Source organism: Campylobacter concisus, from assembly GCF_002913545.1.
In the GTDB taxonomy this organism is placed as follows: Bacteria; Campylobacterota; Campylobacteria; order Campylobacterales; family Campylobacteraceae; genus Campylobacter_A; species Campylobacter_A concisus_AV.
Window position 1 is genome coordinate 1 of the sequence record NZ_PPBR01000044.1, and the last position, 24,040, is coordinate 24,040.

The window sequence follows — 24,040 nt, forward strand, 5'->3', positions numbered from 1 at the left end:
TATATAAATTTTATGCCTATATGAGATAAATTTATCCTGCCAAATGGCTAATATAAACCTCAAAAGCTTAAGTTTTGGTGTAAATTCTATTTTTTCTCAAAAGTAATTACCGGCAAAGAAAAAATATGGTTTTTATCTTTTGATTATCAAAATATCAATATAATCGTAAAAATTTATAAAAGGATAATTATGGCACTTGAAAATGTATTAAAAGCAATTGAGGATATAAAAAATGGGAAAATGGTCGTCATGGTCGATGACGAGGACCGCGAAAACGAGGGCGATCTAGTCTTTTCAGCAACTAGTAGCGACATGCAAAAGGTAAATTTTGCTATCACTCATGCAAAGGGTGTGCTCTGTCTTGCGATGGACGAGGCAAACGCTAAAAGGCTTGATCTGCCGCTAATGGTAGCCAAAAACACATCGAGCCACGAGACAGCATTTACAGTCACGATCGACGCAAAAGACGCAACAACGGGCGTTAGCGCATATGAGCGCGATATGACGATCAGGCTTGCAGCTGATGCTAGCTCAAAGCCTGAAGACTTCGTGCGCCCAGGACACATATTCCCACTCATCGCTAAAAATGGCGGCGTGCTCGTTCGCACAGGCCACACCGAGGGCTCGGTCGATCTTTGTAAGCTTGCAGGTGTTGCTCCGATGGCTTCGATATGCGAGATCGTAAAAGAAGATGGCACCATGGCAAGACGCGATTATTTAGAGGAGTTTTGTAAGAAATTTGGGCTAAATATGATCAGTGTTTCTGACCTAGTTGAGTATAGACTAAGCCATGAAAGCCTCATAAAAGTTGGCGAAAAAAGTGACGTGATGATCGCAAACTGCGCTGCAGTAAGATACGATATCACCGATCACAAAGGTAAAATCCACTCAGCTTATCTTTTTGGCGAGCCAAAGAGCAAGGCAAATGTCAAATTTCAAAAGATCCTTGCCGATCACGAGCTTTTGAGCAGTCCAAAATATGAAGAGCTTTTAAAAACTATCAAATTTCTAAGTCAAAATGGTGGAATTTTGATCTTTTTAGATAGCGACAACTCAAACACAAGCAAAGACTACGGCATCGGAGCGCAAATTTTAAATCACTTTGGCGTAAAAGATATCGAGCTTCTAAGCTCAAATAAAAATAAAGAATTTGTAAGCTTAGCTGGTTTTGGGCTAAATATAGTCGGCTATAAAGAAATTTAAAGGAGATAAAATGAGCGAAGAGGCACAACGCAAAGCCTTGCAAAATCAAATTTGGAGCATCGCAAATGAAGTAAGGGGTGCTGTTGATGGCTGGGACTTTAAACAGTATGTTCTCGGAACTTTGTTTTATAGATTTATCAGCGAAAATTTTACCGACTACATAGAGGCTGGGGATGATAGCATCGACTACGCTAGCATGGGCGATGATGAGATAGATGACGAGCAAAAAAGGGTCATCATAGAAGAAAAGGGCTACTTTATCTATCCTAGCCAGCTTTTTAAAAATGTCGTAAAAAATGCCTCAAATAATGCAAATTTAAATACCGATCTGGATCAAATTTTTAAAAGTATCGAGGGCTCAGCCGCAGGGTTTGAGTCAGAGCAAGACATCAAAGGACTTTTTGCTGACTTTGATACGACTAGCAACAGGCTTGGCAATAGCGTCGCAGATAAAAATAGAAGGCTTGCTGCTGTTTTAAACGGAGTTGCTGGGCTTGATTTTGGTGACTTTAAAGATAACCACATCGATCTTTTTGGCGATGCTTATGAGTTTCTCATCTCAAACTACGCTGCAAATGCTGGTAAGTCAGGCGGCGAGTTTTTCACTCCGCAAAATGTCTCAAAGCTCATCTCTGAGCTAGCCATGCACGGACAAGAAAGTGTAAATAAAATTTACGATCCAGCTTGTGGCTCAGGCTCGCTACTTTTGCAAGCCAAAAAGAGATTTGACAAGCATGAGGTTGAGCAGGGCTTTTTTGGACAAGAGATCAATCACACGACATTTAACCTTGCTCGCATGAATATGTTTTTACACAATATAAACTACTCTAAATTTCACATCGAGCTTGGCGATACGCTTTTAGACCCAAAGCTTCAGGACGATAAGCCGTTTGATGCTATCGTCTCAAACCCTCCTTACTCTATAAACTGGATCGGCAGCGATGATCCCACACTTATAAATGATGCTAGGTTTGCTCCAGCTGGCGTGCTAGCACCTAAAAGCAAGGCAGACTTTGCCTTTATCATGCATGCTCTTAGCTACCTTTCTGCAAAGGGGCGAGCTGCTATCGTTAGCTTTCCTGGCATTTTTTATAGAGGCGGCGCAGAAAAGAAGATACGTGAGTATCTAGTAAAAGAAAATTTCGTCGAAACCATCATCGCCCTAGCGCCAAATCTCTTCTACGGCACATCGATCGCTGTAAATATCCTTGTGCTCTCAAAGCACAAAAGTGAAAACAAAACGCAGTTTATAGATGCTAGTGAGTTTTTTGAAAAAAGAACGAACAATAACGTTTTAACAAGTGAGCACATTAAAAAGATAGTAGAAATTTTTGCTAGTAAAGAAGAGATCGCTCACGTAGCTACCTCGGTGGATAATGACACTATCGCCCAAAATGACTACAACCTAGCAGTTAGCTCCTATGTCGAGCCAAAAGATACACGCGAAAAGATAGATATAAACGAGCTAAATTTACAGATAAAAGAGACCGTGGCTAAGATATCAAATTTACGCTCACAGATAGATGAGATCATCGCGCAGATAGAGTTAGATGGTGAGAGATGAGTAAAATTTTTGATCTGATAAATGAGCTTTGTCCGAATGGGGTGGAGTTTGTGGAGCTTGGGGAGATTGCGGATATTGAAAAAGGCACACAATTAAATAAATCGCTACTTTCTAAAGACGGCAAATATCCAGTAATGAATGGTGGTATCAATCCTTCTGGATATTGGCATGAATATAGTCATGATGCTGATATGATTGTTATTAGTCAAGGTGGAGCTAGTGCTGGGTATGTTAATTGGCTAGATACTAGATTTTTTGCTGGAGCGCATGCTTTTGTTATCAATGCAAAAGAAAAATATATTTTAAAAAGATATGCATTTCATTATCTAAAAAGAAACCAGCAAAATTTTATGCAAAGTCAATATGGAGCCGGAATACCAGCATTGGCTAAATCTGAATTAGAAAAATTTAAACTCCCTGTGCCTCCGATGGAAGTGCAGCGTGAAATAGTCCGTATCTTGGACTCTTTCACGCTTCTTACAGCAGAGCTTACAGCAGAGCTTACAGCAGAGCTTACAGCTAGGAAAAAGCAGTATGAATTTTACCGCGACTTTCTTTTAAGCTTTGACGAGCTTGATAAAAATGGAGGGTGTGAGCTAAAAACGCTTGGAGAAATTTGCGAGCTGATACGTGGCAATGGGTTGCAAAAGAAGGACTTTGTGGAGAGGGGAGTTCCTGCGATACATTACGGTCAAATTTATACGTATTATGGAACGTTTGCTAGCAAGACTAAATCTTTTGTTTCGGTTGATACGGCAAGAAGGTTAAAAAAAGCGACAAAGGGTGATGTTCTTATTTCTGGGGTTAGCGAAAATATACAAGATATTCTTAAGCCTCTTGGTTGGTTAGGTGAAGAAGTTGCAATATCTGGCGATATGTTCGCTTTACGTCCAAATAAGGTCGTCAATACGAAATTTTTAACATATATGTTGCAAACTAATAGCTTTTATAAATTTAAAGAAAAGCACGCTCAAGGGGCAAAAGTAACTCGTGTTAAGTCAGATAGATTTTTAAAATTTAAAATCCCCGTCCCATCACTTCAAACACAGCAAAAGGTCGTTGATATCTTAGATAAATTTGATACGCTTGTAAATTCTATAACTGAGGGCTTGCCGCGAGAGATAGAGCTAAGGCGCAAGCAGTATGAGCATTACAGAGAGCTACTTTTAAATTTCAAACCAAAAATGACAGCATAAGGGCGTAAAAATGATAGAGAGTAAAACCATACTTGAGTCAGAAAATTTCATCGTTTTAGATAAATATGAGAGATTGCCTCAGTCTTCAAGCTACCAAAGCGAAGCGGATATGGAGCGTGAGCTTATAGCTGACCTTGTAAAACAAGGCTATGAGTATAAAAAAGATATAAACTCTCAAACGGCACTTTTGCTAAATTTAAAAGAGCAGCTAGAGAGGCTAAATAACGTTAAATTTAGCTCATCTGAGTGGAAAAGGCTAGTCGAAGAGTATATCGACAAGCTAAACGATGGCATAGTGGAAAAGACTCGCAAGATACAAGATGATCACATATATGATTTTGTTTTTGAAGATGGGCATATACAAAATATCTGCCTTATCGATAAGAAAGATATCGCTAAAAACAGCTTGCAGGTGATAAATCAGTTTGAGCAAACTGGCTCATCGCGCAACAGATATGATGTCACTATACTTGTTAATGGCTTGCCGCTCGTGCAAATAGAGCTTAAAAAGCGAGGCGTGGCGATAAGAGAAGCCTTTAATCAAATTCACCGCTACTCAAAAGAGAGCTTTAACTCATCAAATTCTCTCTTTAAATACTTGCAAATTTTTATTATCTCAAATGGCACAGATACAAGATACTTTGCAAATACAACCAAGCGGGATAAAACCAGCTTTGACTTCACTATAAACTGGGCAAATTCAAAAAACGAAGCCATAAAAGATATAAAGGACTTTACAGCTACATTTTTGGCGAAAAATACACTTCTTAGCATACTGAGCAAATACTGCATCTTTGACACAAATAACACCTTGCTTATAATGCGTCCTTATCAGATAGCAGCGACTGAGCGCATACTTTGGAAGATAAATAGCTCGCATAATGCTAAATGCTACTCAAAGCCAGAGGGTGGCGGCTTTATATGGCATACGACAGGCTCTGGCAAGACGCTAACTAGCTTTAAGGCGGCTAGGCTCGCTACGCAGCTTGATTTTATAGATAAAGTCTTTTTTGTGGTGGATAGAAAAGACCTTGACTATCAGACTATGAAGGAGTATCAAAAATTTTCAAAAGATAGTGTAAATGGCTCAGCTAGCTCAGCGGAGCTAAAGCGAAATACTCAAAAAGATGACGGAAAGATCATCGTGACAACCATACAAAAGCTAAACAATCTGATGAAGAGCGAAGATGATCTAAGCATATATCAAAAAGAGGTTGTTTTTATATTTGACGAGTGCCATAGGTCTCAGTTTGGCGAAGCGCAGAAAAATTTAAAGAAAAAATTTAAGAAATTTTATCAGTTTGGCTTTACTGGAACGCCGATATTTCCTCAAAATGCCATCGGAGCAGAGACTACGCAAAGTGTCTTTGGAAGCTCACTTCATGAATATGTGATAGTCGATGCCATAAGAGATGAGAAGGTGCTTAAATTTAAGGTTGATTATAACAATGTCGTGCCTAAATTTAAGAGCATAGAGACAGAAAAAGACGAGCTAAAGCTAAGTGCCGCTGAGAATAAAAGTGCATTTTTGCACCCTGAGCGCATCAAAGAAATTTCAGAGTATGTGCTAGAGAAATTTCATCAAAAAACTCACCGCTTAAATGCAAGTGGCAAGGGCTTTAATGCTATGTTTGCGGTAAGCTCGATAGAGGCAGCAAAGCTTTATTATGAAGCGTTTAAAAATTTACAAAGTAATAAAGAGCGAGCTTTAAAGATAGCGACGATATTTTCTTTTTCACAAAACGAAGAGCAAGATATGGTTGGCGAGATAGCTGATGAGGGCTTTGAGCCAGAGGCGATGGACGTTAGCTCAAAAGAGTTTTTAAACAGCGCGATAAAAGACTACAATGCCTACTTTAAAACAAATTTTAGCGTTGATGGTGGGTCGTTTCAAGACTACTACCGAGATCTAAGCGAGCGCACAAAGAAGCAAGAGATCGATCTGCTTTTAGTTGTGGGCATGTTTTTGACAGGATTTGACGCGCCTTGTCTAAACACGCTCTTTGTGGATAAAAATTTACGCTATCACGGGCTCATACAAGCATACTCTAGGACAAATAGAATTTATGGTGCTACAAAAACTTTTGGCAACATCGTGACATTTAGAGACCTAGAAAAAGCGACAGAAGATGCCATAACTCTTTTTGGTAAAGGAAGCACCAAAAGCGTCATACTCGAAAAAAGCTATAAAGAGTATATGGATGGCTTTACAGATGCGGTATCTGGCGAGGCAAGAAGGGGCTTTGTAGATGTAGTAAGCGAGCTAGAGGCGAAATTTCCTGATCCTACTAAGATAGAGACGCAAAAAGATAAGAAAGAATTTGTAAAGCTTTTTGGAGAATATCTAAGGGTGGAAAATGCTTTGCAAAACTACGATGATTTCGTGGCTCTAAGGGCTTTGCAAGAGGTAAATTTAGACGATGAAAAAGCAGTTTGTGAGTTTAGGGATAAATTTGACTTAAGCGATGATCAAATCAAAGAGATGCAAAGCATAAAAGTGCCAAATGCAAGGGCTTTGCAAGACTACCGTGGGACATATAATGATATAAGAGAGTGGCTAAGAAAAGAAAAGGCTGGCGAAGAGAAGGAAAAAGAGAGGATAAACTGGGATGACGTGGTATTTGAGGTTGATCTGCTAAAGTCTCAGGAGATAAATTTAGACTATATTTTGGGTTTGATATTTGAGCATAATAAAAAGATAAAAGATAAAGCAGCCCTTACTGATGAGGTGCGTCGCATCATCCGCTCGAGCTTGGAAAATCGCTCAAAAGAGGGGTTGATAGTTGATTTTATAAACCAAAGCGACTTGGATAAATTTAAAGACCTAGCCAGCGTGATAGAAGAGTTTTTTAAATTTGCAAAAGGTGTGATGAAAAAAGAAGCAGACGAGCTTATCGCCTCTTTAAATTTAGATGAGGCTGGTGCAAGAAGGTTTATAAGCTCGTCTCTAAAGTGCGGCTTTGTTAGCCAAAGTGGAACGCAAATAGGCGAGATGTTGCCGCCTAATATCGGTCCTTTAAATAAAAACTATCCAATAATAAGGCAAAAAGTGATCGATGAGATCTCGCATTTTGTTGATAAATTTAAAGAGGTTGGCTCATCGGTTTAAGAGGTGCTTTAAAGCAAATTTATATTGCATTTGGCTTATTTATGCTTTGCTTCGTGCTCTAAAAGCCAAATTTTAGTTGGCAGACCTTCGCCGCCTGAGTAGCCACCAAGGCCGCTACTGGATAGCACCCTGTGGCAGGGGATGATGATAGGCAGTGGGTTTTTGGCATTTGCTGAGCCTGCTGCGCGGTAAGCGTTTTTATGACCTGCGGCAAGTGCAAGGGCAGCGTATGTGGTCGTTTCACCGTATGGCACTTTTTGCAAATTTTCATAAATTTTGGCTCTAAATTTGGTCGTTTTTATATCAAGTCTAACGCTAAATTTTTTAAGCTCTCCCTTAAAATAGGCCTCCAGTTCATCCAAACAAAGCTTTAAATTTTCATCTTTTACCGCCACTTTTTCAAATTTATCTACAAAATTTATCTCACAAATTCCATTTTCGCTAGCAACGATCTCTAAAATTCCAATGGGTGATTTTAGGTAGGCTTTTGACACATTTGCTCCTTGAAATTTGAAATTTTGGGCAAATTTTACTTTAGATTGTTTTGCTTTTTGATAAAATGCAAGCAAAATCAGCGATTTTGGACTAAAAACGAGCAAAATCACAAAGGAAATTTATGAGCTTTTTTACCGACTACGAAAAACACGTGAGTGAGCGAGAAAAAGAGGGCGTGCCACCGCTTGCGCTAAATGCCAAGCAAACAAGCGAAATTTGCGAGTTAATGAGACTTGCTGGCAACTCTAGTGGCGATGAAAAGGCGCAAAACGAGCTAAAATTTCTTATAAATTTGCTTACTAATCGCATAAATCCAGGCGTTGATGACGCGGCAAAGATAAAGGCAGAATTTCTTGGCGAGGTGATAGACGGGCTTAAGATAGACGGGCTTGACGCAGTTCGTGCCATTAAAATTTTAGGCAAGATGCTTGGCGGATATAACGTAGAAATTTTGGTGCGAGCGCTAAAGAATAGCGATGATGTTATCGCACAAGCTGCGTCAAATGAGCTAAAAAATATCATTTTGGTGCATGAGCATTTTGACGAGATAGCAAAGCTAGCAAATAGTAATAAATTTGCAAAAGAGGTGCTTCTTTCTTGGGCAAACGCCGAGTGGTTTGCGCACAAAAAGCCGCTTGATGAGTGCATAAAGGCAGTGGTTTTTAAGGTGCCTGGCGAGACAAATACTGATGATCTAAGCCCTGCAAGTGAGGCCTATACAAGGGCTGACATACCGCTACATGCAAAGGCGATGCTGGTTAAAAAGATGCCTGAGGGCTTGGAAATCCTAAAAGAGCTAAAAAGCCTTGGCAAGAGCGTGGCGTATGTTGGCGACGTGGTCGGCACTGGCAGTAGTAGAAAGAGCGGTATAAACTCTATCCAGTGGCACCTTGGTGATGAGATAGAGGGCGTGCCAAACAAAAAAACCGGTGGCATCGTGATCGGCACGACCATAGCTCCGATATTTTTTAACACCGCTGAAGATAGCGGCGCACTGCCGATAGTTGCAAACGTAAATGAGCTAGAAATGGGCGATGAGATAGAAATTTATCCATTTAAAGGCGAAATTTACAAGCTCGCAGGCGCCCAAAAAAAGCTCGTGGCAAATTTTAAACTAAGCCCAAACACCCTAAGCGACGAGATAAGAGCAGGCGGCAGGATACCTTTGATGATAGGTAGGCAGGTGACTAAAAAGGCTAGGGAGGTCTTGGGGCTTGGTGAGGAGCAAATTTTCATAAAGCCAGATCAGCCAAAAGAGCTAGGCGGTGGCTATACGCTCGCTCAAAAGATGGTCGGCAAGGCTTGCGGCAAGGCTGGCGTGAGAGCTGGGGCATACGTGGAGCCTGAAATTTTGACCGTTGGTTCGCAAGATACCACAGGGCCGATGACTAGAGATGAGATAAAAGAGCTTGCTAGCCTTAGTTTTGGGGCGGATTTTGTTTTGCAAAGCTTTTGCCACACGGCTGCTTATCCAAAGCCAAGTGACCTTTTGATGCATGAGAGCTTGCCTAAATTTATAAATTTACGTGGCGGTGTGAGCCTAAAACCAGGTGACGGCGTCATCCACTCGTGGCTAAACCGCATGGTCTTGCCTGACACGGTGGGCACTGGCGGCGATAGCCACACGAGATTTCCTATTGGCATCAGCTTTCCAGCGGGCAGCGGCCTAGTGGCGTTTGCAGCGGTGCTTGGTATGATGCCGCTAAATATGCCAGAGTCAGTTTTGATCAAATTTAAAGGTGAGCTAAAAGAGGGCGTGACGCTTCGTGATCTTGTCAATGCGATACCTTATTTTGCTATCAAAAAAGGGCTTTTAAGCGTTGAAAAGAAAAACAAAAAGAACATTTTTGCGGGCAAAATTTTAGAGATAGAAGGGCTTGAGAGCCTAAAAGTGGAGCAGGCGTTTGAGCTAAGCGATGCTTCGGCTGAGCGCTCGGCGGCTGCTTGTGTGGTAAATTTAAGCGAGGCTAGCGTCACGGAGTATGTTCGTTCAAACGTTGCGCTGATAGACGCGATGATAAAAGCTGGGTATGAGAGCCATGAAACGCTTGCTAGGCGAAAAGAGAAGATGCAAAAATGGCTAGAAAACCCAACTCTTTTAAGGGCCGACAAGGACGCAAGATATGCTGAAATTTTAGAGATTGATTTGTCGCAGATAGATGAGCCGATCCTTGCCTGTCCAAACGACCCAGACGACGTGGCGACGCTAAGTGAAATTTTAGCTGATAGCAAAAGAGCACACGATATCGACGAGGTTTTTGTGGGTAGCTGTATGACAAATATCGGGCATTACAGGGCGCTTGCTAGAATTTTAGAGCGTGAGAGCAAGCTCACTACTAGGCTTTGGATCGCGCCGCCAACAAAGATGGATAAAAAGACGCTTGAAGATGAGGGCGTTTATGAAATTTTTAAAAGGTTAAATGCTAGGACAGAGGTGCCAGGCTGCTCGCTTTGCATGGGCAATCAAGCAAGAGTGAACGATAATGCCGTTGTTTTTTCGACCTCGACTAGAAATTTTGACAACAGAATGGGCATGGGCGCAAAGGTCTATCTAGGAAGTGCCGAGTTAGCCGCTGTATGCGCGCTGCTAGGGCGTTTGCCAAGCGTTAGTGAGTATAAAAAAATAGTAAGAGATAGTCTTAGTTTAAATAAAGATCAAATTTATAAATACCTAAATTTTAATGAAATAAGCGAGTTTAGTATATAAATTTGTTACAATATCGCGAAATTTTAAGGAGCTTTGATGAAAAAAGTAGCTTTTTTTCTCTTTTTTAGCAGTTTTCTTTTTCTGAATTTACATGCATTAGAGTGCAGTGACCTTGCTAAAAAAGAGAGCTTTAAAACTACTCCAAATGAGCTTGCTTACGCGAATGAGGGGCTATTTTATTGCGATGGCTCGCTTTTAAATTTAAAAGAGGTAAAAGAGCTTTTTGATGCGAGTGTGGCTGTGAGGAGTGAGTCTCAAAGCTGCGTTGGCGAGGGCGTTTATAGAGAAAATTTAAATAAATTTAGATGGATCTTGCTAAAAGCTTCGTTTGCCCCTGAAATCTATCAAAAAGAGCTTGCAAAGCCAGAAACTGCTGAGGCTCAAAAAGACGCTCAGATGGAGTACTTTAGATACTGGGCGAATGAGAGCTTGTTTAACTTTTTAAAATATAAAAAATTCAGCGAAGCTTATAAAAACGCTCAAACTCCGCTGGTTAAATTTTATGAGGCTTTAGGCGTTGATAGTGCAAGTGCCGCTTACTACGCAACTAGCGTGATAAATGAGTTTTTAAGCTTTAGTGTGGGCAAGAAGGTAAATAAGGCTAAGGCTCTAACTTCTGAGCAAAAGATGATGGCTCAAAAGCTAAGTCAAGACGAGCTTGCAAATTTGCTTTATTCTAAAAATTTCACCACCGCTGAGCTTACAAATTTACTCGATATCGCACTGCTAAATGACAAAAGTAGCGAGATGATAGAAGAGATCATAAGGCGTGGTGCGGATCTAAATTTAGGCGATGAGACACCGCTATTTTTTGCTCTTAAAAATTTAGAAAATGTAAAAATTTTGCTTAAAAATAGAGCCGATGTAAATCACAAAAATTTCTTTGGCAAAAGTGCGGTTTTTTATGCTGTGCAGTTTGAGGATGCGCCTCTTTGCGAGCTTTTGCTAAAAAGTGGGGCAAATGCAAACGAGAGCTATATCGACGAGCAGTCTAAGATGAATATGATAAATTTAGGCATGATGCAAGTAGAGGATACGTGTGGCCTAGAGCATACAAATAGAAGCGTTTTCATGCATGCAGCAGCTCACGCGACGCCAGAAATTTTAAAGCTTTTGATAGATAACGGCGCTGATATGAACGCCACTGATGATGCCGGATTTAACGCGCTTGATTATGCGATTAAAGATAAAAACGAAAAAAATATTAAATTTTTAGAAGAGCTTGGCTTAAAACCAAATTTTAATTAGGAAGAGATATGAAAAAGACAGCTTTTGTGACAGGTGCGACATCTGGCTTTGGCGAGGCGATCGCTAGAAGACTCTCACAAGAGGGCTACAAGATAGTCGCTCTTGCAAGGCGCGAAGATAGACTAAAAAAGCTTGCAAGTGAGCTTGGCGATACGCATATCATCGTAGCCGACATACGTGATAAAAAGGCTGTTTTTGACGCAGTTGATAGCTTGCCTGATAAATTTAAAGATATCGAAGTGCTTGTAAATAACGCTGGGCTTGCCTTGGGACAAGAAAAGACGATAGATGCAAAGGTAGAGGACTTTGAGACGATGATAGACACAAACGTAAAGGGTCTTATCTACTCTACAAAAGCCGTTTTGCCACTACTTTACAAGCAAGAAAAGGGCTATATCTTTAACCTTGGCTCAACAGCTGGCTCGTGGCCATATCCTGGCAGTAACGTTTATGGCGCTACAAAGGCCTTTGTAAAGCAGTTTAGTCTAAATTTAAGAAACGATCTAGTTGGCACAAATATCAGAGTGACAAACATCGAGCCAGGGCTTTGCAAGACTGAATTTAGTGAAGTTAGATTTAAGGGTGATAAGGCAAAGGCTGATAGCATCTACGAGCATACAAATTTCATTACCGCTGAGGATATAGCGACCATTTTGCTTAACTGCCTAAATATGCCTGAGAGTGTAAATATAAATAGGGTCGAAGTCATGGCAAACACGCAGACTTGGGCTGGACTTGCGATAGAAAAATTTTAAGGAGTTTATGTGAGACAAATTTTATTGTTACTATTTTTTAGTGCCGTACTTTTTGGCGTTGATCCAGAAGTCGCCAAAAGAAACGCACAAATTTATGGCGTTTTCACGCTTATACCGCCAGTTGTGGCCATAGCGCTTGCTTTTATCACAAAAGACGTTATATTGTCGCTATTTATCGGTGTTTTTAGCGGAACTTTTCTTATAAATATCGTCAATGAAAATGTCTTTATGGGCATCATCAAAGGCTTTACCGGTATCGTTTCAAGAGTGGTTGAATCAATGGCTGATAGCACCGATGCTGGTATCTTGCTTCAAGTGCTTTGTATAGGCGGCGTGGTCGCACTTATCACAAAGATGGGCGGCACAAAGGCGGTTGCTCTTTGGCTTAGCAAAAAGGCAAAAACTGGCGTTTCAGCTCAAATTTCAACTTGGCTTATGGGTATTTTTGTATTTTTCGATGACTACGCAAACGCCCTAATCGTCGGTCCTATCATGAGACCAATAAGCGATAAATTTAAAATAAGCCGCGAAAAGCTAGCCTTCATCATCGACGCTACTGCAGCACCGATTGCAGGTATTGCTATCATCTCTACATGGGTCGGACTTGAAGTTTCGCTCATCGAAAAGGGCTACGAGCTTATCGGCGAGACTGGCATAAACGCTTATTCTATATTTATCGAGACCATTCCATATAGATTTTACAACCTCTTTATCTTATTTTTTATCGTCTGCACAGCCTTGATGCAACGCGAGTATGGTCCTATGCTAGCAGCTGAGAGACGCGCTAGAAAGGGCGAGCTTCACTCAGGCAAAACTCAAATTCAAGACCTTGAAGACAAGACTCTTGAGCCAAAAGAGGGAGTAAAACTAAGCGCTTCAAATGCGATAGTGCCACTTCTTGTGCTAGTTATCGGCGCATTTACTAGCTTTTATTTCAGCGGTCTTGCTGCACTTGAGGGCGATACTCTTAAAAATGCACTTGCAAATCCACTTTCATTTTCAACATTTAAAGATACTTTTGGCGCAGCTGACTCTGCTACATCGCTATTTCAAGCAGCATTGCTCGCTAGCATAGTAGCTATCACGATGGGTGTTTGGCGCAAAATTTTTGATGTAAAAGAGGCTATTAGCACGTGGGTAAAAGGCTGGAAAACTATGATCATCACAGTTGTTATCTTGCTTCTTGCATGGAGCCTTAGCGCGGTTATCAAAGAGCTTGGCACTTCAAGATATTTGGTTGATTTGCTAAGCGACTCAACGCCTAAATTTATCCTGCCAGTGGCTGTTTTCATCCTTGGCTCATTTATCAGCTTCTCAACTGGCACCAGCTACGGCACAATGGGCATTTTGATGCCTCTTGCTATCCCGCTAGCTTACGCAGTTGGCAAAAACTACGGCTTAGATGGTGACGCGATGCACGCTTATATGATCGTAAATATCTCAAGCGTTTTAACTGGCGCTATCTTTGGTGACCACTGCTCGCCGATATCGGACACTACGATACTTTCATCAATGGGTGCAGGATGTAGCCACATCGATCACGTCTCAACACAGATGATCTACGCACTTAGTGTTTGCGCGGTTTGTGTGCTTGTTGGCTACTTGCCAGTAGCTCTTGGTCTTAGCGTTTGGATCGCACTTCCTTGCGGATTTTTAGCGATCTGGGCTTTGGTTAGATTTGTCGGTAAAAAAGTCGAAGAGAAAGCGGCATAAATTTGGACTGCAAATACCTAAAAGAGTGCGGATCATGCACTCTTTTTACCCCTTATAGTGAGCAAATTTCATTTAAAACTGATCTTATCAAGCAAAATTTCTCCCACTTTTATGAGGGTAAATTTGATCTTTTTAGCTCAAGCCCAAAGCACTACCGCACGAGGGCTGAGTTTGGCATTTGGCACGAGGGCAGCAAGCTTAGCTATACGATGCACGCAAGCGAAAAAGGCAAAAAGGTCTTCATAGATGAGTGCCCAAAGGTTTGCGAGCAAATTTCACATCTCATGCCAAGGCTACTTGAGAGCTTGCAAGATGATGAAATTTTACGCACAAAGCTCTTTGGAGTGGAGTTTATCGCCTGTAAAAGCGGCACCTTAGTCACGCTTCTTTATCACAAAAAGCTTGATAGTGAGTTTGAAGCGGCTATGAAAATTCTAGCTAGCAAGCTTGATGCGATGATCCTAGCTAGATCTCGTGGCCAAAAGCTTCTTAGCGGCGAGCTAAATTTAGTTGATGAGCTAAATGTTGATGGGCAAATTTATAAATTTAGCCTAAGTGAAAATGCCTTTATCCAGCCAAATAAAGCGGTAAATGAGAAGATGATAGCTTGGGCGAAAGAGTGCGTTGAGGGTGGCGCTGATCTACTGGAGCTTTACTGCGGACATGGAAATTTTACTATCCCGCTTTCGTTTAAATTTAAAAACGTTCTTGCCACCGAAATTTCAAAAAGTTCGATCGCAAATGCTCTTAAAAACTGCGAGCTAAATGGGGCTAAAAATATCAAATTTTTACGCATGGACGCTGATGAGCTGATGAGTGCATTTGCTGGTGTTAGGGAATTTAATAGGCTAAAAGATATAAGTTTAAACGACTTTAACTTCTCGCACGTCCTTGTCGATCCACCACGCGCAGGACTAAGTGAAAGTGTCATAAATTTCATTAGAAATTTCAAAAACATCATCTACATCTCGTGCAACCCAGAGACTTTAAAAGAAAATTTAAATGAGCTTACTAAAAGCCATAAAGTGATAAAATTTGCGCTCTTTGATCAGTTTGCCAACACTCATCACATCGAGTGTGGCGTGCTGCTAGAGGCAAAAGATAAATTTTAAAAGGAAAGTTAAAAATGGTTTCATTAAACAAAATAATCCAAGCAAAGATAACGATCGGTCACTTTGTAAATAAAACTCCGTTTGCGCTAAGTGCAAAACTTAGCAAAATTTTAGGCGCAAATGTCTATCTGAAAGAAGAAAATTTACAAAGAACGGGCGCATATAAGATAAGAGGCGCGTATAACAAAATAGCTAGCTTAAGCGATGAGGAGAGAAAACGTGGCGTCGTGGCTGCAAGCGCTGGCAATCACGCTCAAGGCGTGGCGATAAGTGCAAAAGAATTTGGCGTGCATGCTTGCATCGTTATGCCAGAATCAACCCCACTTCTAAAGGTAGCTGGCACAAAGGACCTTGGCGCTGAAGTGATCTTAAAAGGTGATAACTTTGATGAGGCGTATGAATTTGCAGTAAATTACGCCAAAGAAAAAGATATGACCTTTGTTCATCCATTTAACGATGAGTACGTCATGGCAGGGCAGGGCACTGTGGGTCTTGAGATGCTTGATGAGATAAGCGACCTTGATATGGTTGTAGTGCCAGTTGGTGGCGGTGGCTTAGCTAGCGGCGTGGCAAGCTGTATAAAACAAGTCAATCCAAAGACAAAAGTAGTCTGCGTCGGTGCAAAGGGCGCTCCAGCGATGTTTAACAGCTACGGCGCTAAAAAGAGCATAAACTCAAAGTCAGTTCGCACCATAGCTGATGGCATCGCTGTGCGTGATGCGAGTGAGATAACGCTTAAAAATATCGTTGAGTGCGTGGATGAGTTTGTGCAGGTCGATGATGAGGAGATCGCAACTGCGATTTTGTTCTTGCTAGAGACGCAAAAGATCGTAGTTGAGGGAGCTGGCGCAGCTGGCGTGGCAGCACTTATGCATGATAAGATCAAATTTAAAAAAGGTGCAAAGATAGGCGTGGTGCTAAGTGGCGGAAATATCGATGTGCAGGTGCTTTCTATCATCATCGAAAAGGGTCTTATCAAGTCTCACCGTAAGATGACCTTGCAAATCACACTTGTAGATAAGCCAGGAGCGCTCATGAGCCTAACTGATAGTCTTAAATCAGCAAATGCAAACATCGTCAAGATCGACTACGACCGCTTCTCTACTAAGCTTGACTACGGCGATGCAAGCATCACGATCACGCTTGAGACAAAGGGTCTTGAGCATCAAGAAAAGATCAAAGATACGCTTAATAAAAACGGCTTTTCTTTCACTCAACTCTTCTAAATTTATAAGCTCGCTACCTTTTAAAGTAGCGAGCATTAACTTTCATTAAATTTACAGGACTAAAATTTCGCAAATTTATTCAAGGACGGGATATGAAAAAGAGTTTATTAAGCCTTGCATTGTTTTGCACTTTGGCTTTTTGTGCCGATGATGAGGTGGTTAGCAAGCAAAACGATCAAGTATGGATAGGATCTATGGGCGGATGCAATCTTTATGTATTTTCACTAAAGACGACTGACGCGCCAGTAGATAAGCTAATAGCCAAAGATGAGGCGCAAAAAGAGCTTGTGGCAAATACTAAAAATTTACCAAACAAACACAACGTAATGTTTGCAAAGTGCGATGACTACACGGCGCTCATAGATAGCGGCTATGAAGATAGCTTGGAAATTTTAAAGTATGATCTGCAAACTTTTGGCAAAATAAAGCCAGAGGATCTAACCTACGTCATCATCACGCACGCTCATCCTGATCACATAGGCGGGCTCATAGATGGCGGCAAAAAGACATTTAAAAACGCCAAGCTTTTTATAGATGAAAAGGAGTGGGACTACTGGATGAAGGGTAAAGATGAGAGGACAAAAGAAATTTTATCGCTTTACAAGGACGATAAGAGCTTTTTTGACCATAAAAAGCCACTATTTGACGGAGCGCTAAAGATCATGGCTATCCCAGCTTACGGCCACACTCCAGGGCACAACATGATAAGCTTTGAGTCAGATAATGATAAGATCATCTTTATAGCTGACCTTCTTCACGTCCTAGCAGTGCAAGAGGTCGAGCCGAGCATATCTATCACTTATGATATAGATCCAGTGCAAGCTGCCAAAACAAGAGAAAAGGTGCTTGATGGCTTGGAGGATGAGACTACAAAGATAGTAGGCGCTCACATGCCTTATAAGAACCCCATCACCTTGCCTGAGTGATAAATTTCTTTTGCTTTACAAATTTAGGATAAAATGCGGGCTTTAAAGGAGAAAATATGAGCGAATACGCAAATTTGATATTAGCTATCTTGCTAGCTATTTTGGCATTTGCATTTTATAGGTCAAATAAAGCACTAAAAAAGGCAAAAGATGGTAGCGAAAATGTCTCAGTCAGCACTGAAATTTCACAGCTTAAAAGCATCGGCGAGCTTTCTGTCTTTCAGGTATATAGCAAAGAGATCGTCACAAAGACAGATCATGCGTTTGGAAATTTTGGCAAAGAGTATCTAAGGTGGCTAGTGAGCGAAAAGAAGCTTTCGATGATATTTGAGTTTGAGATAAATTTCATCTACGATCTAACTAGCCCTAGACTCGAGATCATGCAGATCGCAAACTATAGCTACAAGATAAAAATGCCTCCATGTAAGTATAAATTTTCAATCGCAGATATGAAATTTTATGATGAAAAAAATGGCAAATTTATACCATTTTTGCTGCCTGACTCGCTAAATGGCTTTTTTGGTAGCACATTTACAGAAGAAGATAAAAATAGGCTAATCGAAGAGGCAAGAAACGAAGTCAAAAAGATGAGCGTTCGCCTTATCTCGCAGCTTCAAAGCAAAATTCACAAATCAGCTCGAGACACGCTTGAAGCGATAGCTAAGAGCTTTGGCGCAAACAAGGTCGAGTTTGTCTTTGACGATAGCGATGATCAGATCAACGAGCAACTAAATTTAGAAAATATCGCATAAAAACAAAATTTAAAGGAGAAAAAATGAGTGTAAATTCACAAGAGGTCACACAAGCACCAGGTAACAACACAGTCTTTCAAACATGGGTTTTAAAAGGCGACAAAAAGGCATGTAAAGAGGGCTTTGCTAAGCTTTGTGCTTTGGTTGTAAATTTAAACAAGACTGCTAAAGTTAGATTTGGCGCAAACGAAAATGTAAACTGCGTCCTTGGTGTGGGTCATGATGCTTGGAAAAAGCTTGAAATTTCAAAAGAATTGCCAAAAGAGCTTGTAAATTTTAAAGCGATAAAAGGCGACAAGCACGAGGCCGTTAGCACAAAGGGCGATATCCACATCCACATCCGTGCGCTAAATGCGGCTGACTGCTTTGACATGGCGCAAAATATCAAAGAAGTTTTGTTTAAATTTGCAGAGCTTACAGATGAAACTCAAGGCTTTAAGTACCACGACGGCAGGGCGATCATCGGCTTTGTAGATGGCACTGAAAACCCTGATGGCGAAGATAGAGACCACTTTGCAAAAGTCGGCAAAGAGGACGCTAAATTTAAAGGCGGTAGCTACGTTTTTGTTCAAAAATACTTCCACAAAATGAAAGAGTGGAACGCCACAAGCGTAAGCGAGCAAGAAAAGGTTATAGGCCGCTCAAAAGAGTATGACATCGAGATGGACGAGAGCGTAAAACCTACAAATTCACACTCAGCTGCTGCAAATGTCGGCGACGATAAAAAGGTCGTGCGTGGCAATATGCCATTTGCTGAAGGCAGCAAAACAGGCACTTACTTCATCGCTTATGCTAGCACATTTTCAACGGTTGAGCTTATGCTTAAAAAGATGTTTATCGGCGAGCCAAAAGGTAACTCAGATAGGCTGCTTGACTTTAGTACGCCAGTGACTGGGGCTTTATATTTTGCTCCTACGCTTGATATGCTTGGTGACTACGAGGGATAAATTTAGCTTGGGGTGAAGCAAATTTGCCCCTTTAAATTTATAAGGATAAAGATGCCAGAGTGGTTTATCTACGCAGCTTTTTCGGCTGTTTTTGCTGCACTTACAGCGATCTTTGCAAAGCTAGGCGTAAAGGACATCGACAGCGATTTTGCGACATTTATAAGAACGATCGTCGTCATTTTGATGCTTGTTTTGCTTTTAAGTGTGGCTAAAAAATGGCAGCCATTAAGCTCGCTAAGTCCCAAAAACTGGCTCTTTCTCATATTAAGTGGCATGGCGACTGGGCTTTCATGGCTTATGTATTTTAAAGCGATGCAAGCAGGCAAGGTCTATCAGGTAGCGCTGGTTGATAAATTTAGCGTTGTGCTGGCTATCATTTTGGCTGTCATATTTCTTGGTGAGAGGCTAAATTTAAAAGAAATTTTAGCCGTTTGCCTTATCGTATCTGGCGTGTTTCTACTCATTTTTAAATAAAATTTTCTGCGTTATTCTTAAAGTATTTTTTTAATTTTAATTTGTAATTAATCAAAAAGCCCCTAGAATTTGAAGATTTCATTTTGAAGGGAGAAATATGAAAAAAATTATTCTATCAGCCATCGTAGCTTGTGCTGCATTTGGTGCAGGTATGAACTACACAGATGTCGTAAAGGACGTATATGCTGACGCAAACTCAGCTAAGAGCATAGGCAGGCTGCTACCAACCAACGCAGTTGAAATTTTGCAAACAAGCGGCGACAGAGCGCAGATCAAAGTAAAAGGCTATCAAAACCCAGCCGTTAGCAACGTAGTTTATTTTGCTGATGGCGCGAGGATCATCTCAGTAGCATTTGCAAAAACTGCACCTTTTGATATCAAAGTGATAAAAGAGGGCAAAAACGGCAAATGGAACGAGGTAGAAACGACAGTTTTCGTTCAAAAAGATGGCTTTAGCACAGATGTAAATGCGATGTTTGCAAAAGCTGATAAGATGTATAAAGAGAGCTGTGGCGTTTGCCATGCGTTGCCTCAAACTACGCACTTTAACGCAAATCAATGGCCGTCACTTCTAAAATCAATGATCGGCAGAACCGCAATAGAGAAAAAAGACGAGTGGCTAGTTATCGAATATCTACAAAAACACTCATCTGACGTAAATTTAGGCAAATAAGGAGAAAAAATGAACGAGAACAGACGAGATTTTCTAAAAAAAGGTGCAACAGCACTTGCAGCTACACCTTTGCTTTCAGGCGTAACAGCTTCAAATTTGTTTGCTGATGAGGTTAAAAAGGGCGTTGTAAAAAATGGCGAAACTCTTACAGCTGCTCACTGGGGCATGCTAAAAGTGACAACCAAAAACGGCATCGCTGTAAAGTCAGAGCCTATCCAAAAGACAAGTGAAATTTACAACCCACTTCAACACTACACGCCAGATATGATCTACAAAAGTCGTATCAAACACACAATGGTAAGAAAGAGCTACTTGCAAAACCCAGACAGCCCAAAACCAGAGCTTCGTGGCATCGATGAGTGGGTCGAGGTGCCTTACGAAGAGGCGATCAAGCTAGTTGCTAAAGAGCTTAAAAAAACAAGAGCGCAAAAAGGCCTAGAAAGCGTTTTTGCAGGCAGTTACGGCTGGAAATCAAGCGGCAATGTGCATAACTCAAGAATTTTACTTCATAGATTTATGAACCTTAGTGGTGGCTTTGTTGGCTCGCTAGGCGACTACTCAACAGGCGCTAGCCAGATCATCATGCCTCACGTTGTAGGTAGCATCGAGGTCTATGAGCAGCAAACTAGCTGGCCAGTCGTGCTTGAAAACTCAAAAGTCGTAGTCATCTGGGGCGCAAACCCACTTGCGACACTTCGCATAGCTTGGACAGCGACTGATGAGCAAGGCTTTAAATACTTTGAAGAGCTAAAAAACAAAAAAGATATCAAAGTGATCGTGATCGATCCTATCAGGTCTGAAACAGCGCAATACTTCGACAAAGCTCAGTGGATCGCTCCAGTGCCAAACACCGACACAGCAATGATGCTAGGCATGATGCACTACCTATATGAAAGTGGCAAATACGATAAAGAATTTATCGAAAACTACACTTATGGCTTTGATAAATTCCTCCCATATCTACTTGGCAAGACAGACAACACTCCTAAAAATTTAGAGTGGGCGAGCAAAATTTGTGGTATCGACAAAGATACTTTAAAAGAGCTAGCTGATACATTTGTAAGCAACCGCACGATGCTAATGAGTGGTTGGGGTATGCAGCGCGCTCACCACGGCGAGCAACCACACTGGGCGATGGTAACGTTAGCTGCGATGATCGGTCAGATAGGCCTACCAGGCGGAGGCTTTGGCTTAAGCTACCACTACTCAAACGGCGGCGCACCAACATGCAAAGGCGCAGTCATCGGCGGCGTAAATAGCGCAAGTGTGGGTAAATTTAACGAAAAAGGCGAGTTTATCGGCACTGATACGGGCGAATTTGACAAACACGGTCGCTTCGTCGCAAAAGCAGCCGCAGTAGCAGGCACAGGTCAAAGCTGGCTACAAAAAGCAACCAACTACGCTTTCCCAGTAGCTCGTATCGCTGATGCGTTGCTTCACCCTGGCAAAGTGATCGATCACGACGGCAAAAAGATCACCTACCCAGACATCGACTTTATCTACTGGGTCGGCGGCAACCCACTAGTTCACCACCAAGATACTAATACAAATTTAAAAGCGTGGAGAAAGCCAAGAACCGTTGTCGTTCATGAAGCATACTGGACACCGACAGCAAAGATGGCTGATATCGTCTTTCCAGTCACAACAGAGTATGAGAGAAACGACATCACGATGACAGGGGACTACTCAAATATGAACATCGTGCCGATGAAACAAGTCGTTGAAAAATACCGCGAAGCAAAAGATGACTATCAAATTTTCACTGACCTTTGCAAGGCTTATGCTAAAAATTTAGCCATCGCCTACACAGATAACGGTAAAGATGAGTTTGACTGGATCAAAGAGTACTACGACGCAGCCTACGCTCAAGTAAAGGCCGTCCCTGAGCTTGCAAGCGACATGAAGCCATTTGAAGAGTTTTGGAATGAAAACAAACCAGTCACATTTGCCTCATCTCAAGATAGTGATAGTTGGGTAAGACTTGGCGAATTTAGAGAAGATCCTGTGCTAAACGCTCTTGGAACGCCTAGCGGTCTTATAGAAATTTACTCAGATACGATCGAGAAAATGGGCTATGATGACTGCAAAGCGCACCCAACTTGGTTTGAGCCGATCGAGTGGCTAGGCATGAAAGACAAACCAGCAAAATACCACATGATAAGCGCTCACCCAACTGACCGCTTGCACTCACAGCTAAGCCAAACTTCACTTCGTGAGAAGTATGCTATCGCTAACCGCGAGCCAGTGTGGATAAACGAAAATGACGCAAAAGAGCTTGGCGTAAAAACTGGTGATTTGGTGTGTGTATTTAATGCTCGTGGCGAGGTACTAGCTGGTGCTTATGTGACTAAAAACATCAAAGAGGGCGTTGTAAAACTAGCTGAGGGCGCTTGGTATGACGGCTTTGATAGTGGCATCTGCAAAAACGGCTCTGCAAACGTGCTAACAATAGATATCCCAACAAGTAAGCTAGCAAACGGCAACATCAGCCACACAGCTCTTGTAAATATCAGAAAATATCAAGGCGATGAAGCACCAAAACTTACAGCGTTTTCTGAGCCAAAATTTTCTAAATAATTTCAAAGCAGGGGAGCGATCTCCTGCTTTCATACTTAAAATTCTAAAGTAAATTTTCTATTTACAAAAAGCTTAAATTTATATTTGAAGTCCTATAATTCCGTAAATTTTATTTCACAAGGAGTGTTGAGATGAGGTACAAGACAAACTGCAACTATTTAAAAGACAAGGTTGTCGAGCTAATTATTCAAAATCAAGACCATATTTTAAAAACATTAAGTCGATAATTTTACTGATCTAATTTACAAAATTTATACAAAAATTAAAAACAGTAGGAAGGGACAAATTTAAGGGATGAATAGGTTAAGTATAAAATTTAAGATATCTTTGATATCTTTTTTAGGTTTAGTTTTTTTAGTAGTTGCAAGTGTATATATTCTAAATGGACTTTTAAACACTAGAAATGCAGCTTCAAAAAGTGTTGAAATGGTTGAGAATATTACTCTACAAGGAGAGTTTATACATGAACTTCAAAAGGAGCGTGGATATAGTGGAGGATTCATTAGCAAAGCACCAGGTTCAGCTGAAGTTTTAAAAGCTCAAAGAGAAAAAGTTGATGCTATTATGCCTAGGCTTATCAACAAAGATGAGGTAATGCAAAAAGTAGTTGATACAAGATCAAAAATAGATGCTGGTGGTGATGCTTCATTGCTTAAAAATTTCAATGAAGTTATTGCACTTACACTTATAAATGCAAATGCTCAAAGTGAACAAGCACAACCCGATCTAAAAGATGAATTAACAAGAATTTTGACTATTTCAAAAATAAAAGAGTATTTTGGTATCACAAGAGCTATGATGAATGTAGTGTTTATCAAAAAAAGCATGAATGAAAATGCTTATGTAAATCTAGTTTCATATCATGCAATAATCTCTAACTTGATAAATGATTTCGAGAAATTTAATCCTAAGTCTTATCCGAAATTTAAAGAGAGTGTGCTTGATACAAATGAATATAAAAGCATTGATGACATAATCAGTAGTGCTATTGCAAATAAAGACGAAACTGCTGCAAAGATAGATGCAAAAGCTTGGTTTGGTACTATTACTACGCTTATAGATGAATTTAGAGATTATGAACTTTATTTGTTAAATAATATGAAAGCCACAGCTATACAAGATAAAGCAGCAGCTGAACAAAGAGCCATATTTGTCGGTATTTTGCTTGGCATTGCTATTTTGATTTTGCTTGTTATATCATTTGTTGTTGGTAAAAATATAATAAGAGGCATTGACCTAACTAAAAATTCATTAAAAGATTTCTTTGACTTTTTAAATAATAAGACAAATAGTGCACATCTTTTAAACATTAAAGGTAAAGATGAAATTTCTCAAATGGCAGCTTTAATAGATGAAAATATTG

18 protein-coding genes are annotated in these 24,040 nt (G+C 40.7%); 17 read left to right on the top strand and 1 reads right to left on the bottom strand.

Features of this window, described 5'->3' with window-relative positions; genetic code table 11:
• Positions 1–189 precede the first annotated feature (189 nt).
• From CYP05_RS03200 to CYP05_RS03215, 4 genes are read left to right on the top strand one after another with little or no spacing between them, the layout of a single operon-like run.
• Positions 190–1,203 carry a bifunctional 3,4-dihydroxy-2-butanone 4-phosphate synthase/GTP cyclohydrolase II gene (locus CYP05_RS03200; protein ID WP_103641972.1) on the top strand — a complete coding sequence of 338 codons (1,014 nt, stop codon included), beginning with the start codon at positions 190–192 and terminating at the stop codon, positions 1,201–1,203.
• Between the two features lie 10 nt (positions 1,204–1,213).
• Complete coding sequence (locus tag CYP05_RS03205) at positions 1,214–2,767, top strand: type I restriction-modification system subunit M (protein WP_103641973.1); 1,554 nt, start codon at positions 1,214–1,216, stop codon at positions 2,765–2,767.
• The gene (locus CYP05_RS03210; protein ID WP_103641974.1) at positions 2,764–3,963 is read left to right on the top strand and encodes a restriction endonuclease subunit S; all 1,200 of its coding nucleotides are present in this window, start codon (positions 2,764–2,766) and stop codon (positions 3,961–3,963) included. The genes CYP05_RS03205 and CYP05_RS03210 overlap by 4 nt, the downstream gene beginning before the upstream one ends.
• A gap of 10 nt (positions 3,964–3,973) precedes the next feature.
• Positions 3,974–7,072 carry a type I restriction endonuclease subunit R gene (locus CYP05_RS03215; protein ID WP_103641975.1) on the top strand — a complete coding sequence of 1,033 codons (3,099 nt, stop codon included), beginning with the start codon at positions 3,974–3,976 and terminating at the stop codon, positions 7,070–7,072.
• A 35-nt stretch (positions 7,073–7,107) separates the two neighbouring features.
• Here the strand turns inward: CYP05_RS03215 and CYP05_RS03220 are convergent, their stop codons facing one another.
• Positions 7,108–7,566: a methylated-DNA--[protein]-cysteine S-methyltransferase gene (locus tag CYP05_RS03220; RefSeq protein WP_103641986.1), complete on the bottom strand. Its 459-nt coding sequence runs from the start codon at positions 7,564–7,566 to the stop codon at positions 7,108–7,110.
• A 122-nt stretch (positions 7,567–7,688) separates the two neighbouring features.
• On the opposite strand from CYP05_RS03220, the gene CYP05_RS03225 reads away from it, so the two are divergent.
• From CYP05_RS03225 to CYP05_RS03285, 13 genes are all read left to right on the top strand, one after another.
• The gene (locus CYP05_RS03225; RefSeq protein ID WP_103641976.1) at positions 7,689–10,274 is read left to right on the top strand and encodes a bifunctional aconitate hydratase 2/2-methylisocitrate dehydratase; all 2,586 of its coding nucleotides are present in this window, start codon (positions 7,689–7,691) and stop codon (positions 10,272–10,274) included.
• A 36-nt stretch (positions 10,275–10,310) separates the two neighbouring features.
• On the top strand, positions 10,311–11,522 hold the full coding sequence (locus CYP05_RS03230) for an ankyrin repeat domain-containing protein (RefSeq protein ID WP_103641977.1): 1,212 nt from the start codon (positions 10,311–10,313) through the stop codon (positions 11,520–11,522).
• Between the two features lie 8 nt (positions 11,523–11,530).
• Entirely contained in the window at positions 11,531–12,277 is a 747-nt protein-coding gene (locus CYP05_RS03235; RefSeq protein WP_103637450.1) for an SDR family NAD(P)-dependent oxidoreductase, read from the top strand.
• A 9-nt stretch (positions 12,278–12,286) separates the two neighbouring features.
• Complete coding sequence (locus CYP05_RS03240) at positions 12,287–13,990, top strand: Na+/H+ antiporter NhaC family protein (protein WP_103641978.1); 1,704 nt, start codon at positions 12,287–12,289, stop codon at positions 13,988–13,990.
• A gap of 2 nt (positions 13,991–13,992) precedes the next feature.
• Positions 13,993–15,102 (top strand): tRNA (uridine(54)-C5)-methyltransferase TrmA, encoded by a 1,110-nt coding sequence (gene trmA / locus CYP05_RS03245; RefSeq protein WP_103641979.1) that lies wholly within the window; start codon positions 13,993–13,995, stop codon positions 15,100–15,102.
• Positions 15,103–15,116: 14 nt separating this feature from the next.
• The gene (ilvA, locus tag CYP05_RS03250) at positions 15,117–16,328 is read left to right on the top strand and encodes a threonine ammonia-lyase (RefSeq protein ID WP_002942811.1); all 1,212 of its coding nucleotides are present in this window, start codon (positions 15,117–15,119) and stop codon (positions 16,326–16,328) included.
• Between the two features lie 92 nt (positions 16,329–16,420).
• On the top strand, positions 16,421–17,254 hold the full coding sequence (locus tag CYP05_RS03255; RefSeq protein ID WP_103641980.1) for an MBL fold metallo-hydrolase: 834 nt from the start codon (positions 16,421–16,423) through the stop codon (positions 17,252–17,254).
• Positions 17,255–17,310: 56 nt separating this feature from the next.
• Positions 17,311–18,006 (top strand): DUF4230 domain-containing protein, encoded by a 696-nt coding sequence (locus CYP05_RS03260; RefSeq protein ID WP_103641981.1) that lies wholly within the window; start codon positions 17,311–17,313, stop codon positions 18,004–18,006.
• 23 nt (positions 18,007–18,029) lie between these two features.
• Positions 18,030–18,953 (top strand): Dyp-type peroxidase, encoded by a 924-nt coding sequence (locus CYP05_RS03265; RefSeq protein WP_103641982.1) that lies wholly within the window; start codon positions 18,030–18,032, stop codon positions 18,951–18,953.
• Positions 18,954–19,004: 51 nt separating this feature from the next.
• Positions 19,005–19,427: an EamA family transporter gene (locus CYP05_RS03270; RefSeq protein ID WP_103641983.1), complete on the top strand. Its 423-nt coding sequence runs from the start codon at positions 19,005–19,007 to the stop codon at positions 19,425–19,427.
• A gap of 97 nt (positions 19,428–19,524) precedes the next feature.
• Positions 19,525–20,100: a cytochrome c gene (locus CYP05_RS03275; protein WP_002942837.1), complete on the top strand. Its 576-nt coding sequence runs from the start codon at positions 19,525–19,527 to the stop codon at positions 20,098–20,100.
• Positions 20,101–20,109: 9 nt separating this feature from the next.
• Positions 20,110–22,677 (top strand): molybdopterin-dependent oxidoreductase, encoded by a 2,568-nt coding sequence (locus CYP05_RS03280; protein ID WP_103641984.1) that lies wholly within the window; start codon positions 20,110–20,112, stop codon positions 22,675–22,677.
• Positions 22,678–22,971: 294 nt separating this feature from the next.
• Positions 22,972–24,040, top strand: a 1,069-nt coding sequence (locus tag CYP05_RS03285) for a nitrate- and nitrite sensing domain-containing protein (protein WP_103641985.1), incomplete at its 3' end; no start/stop codon positions are given.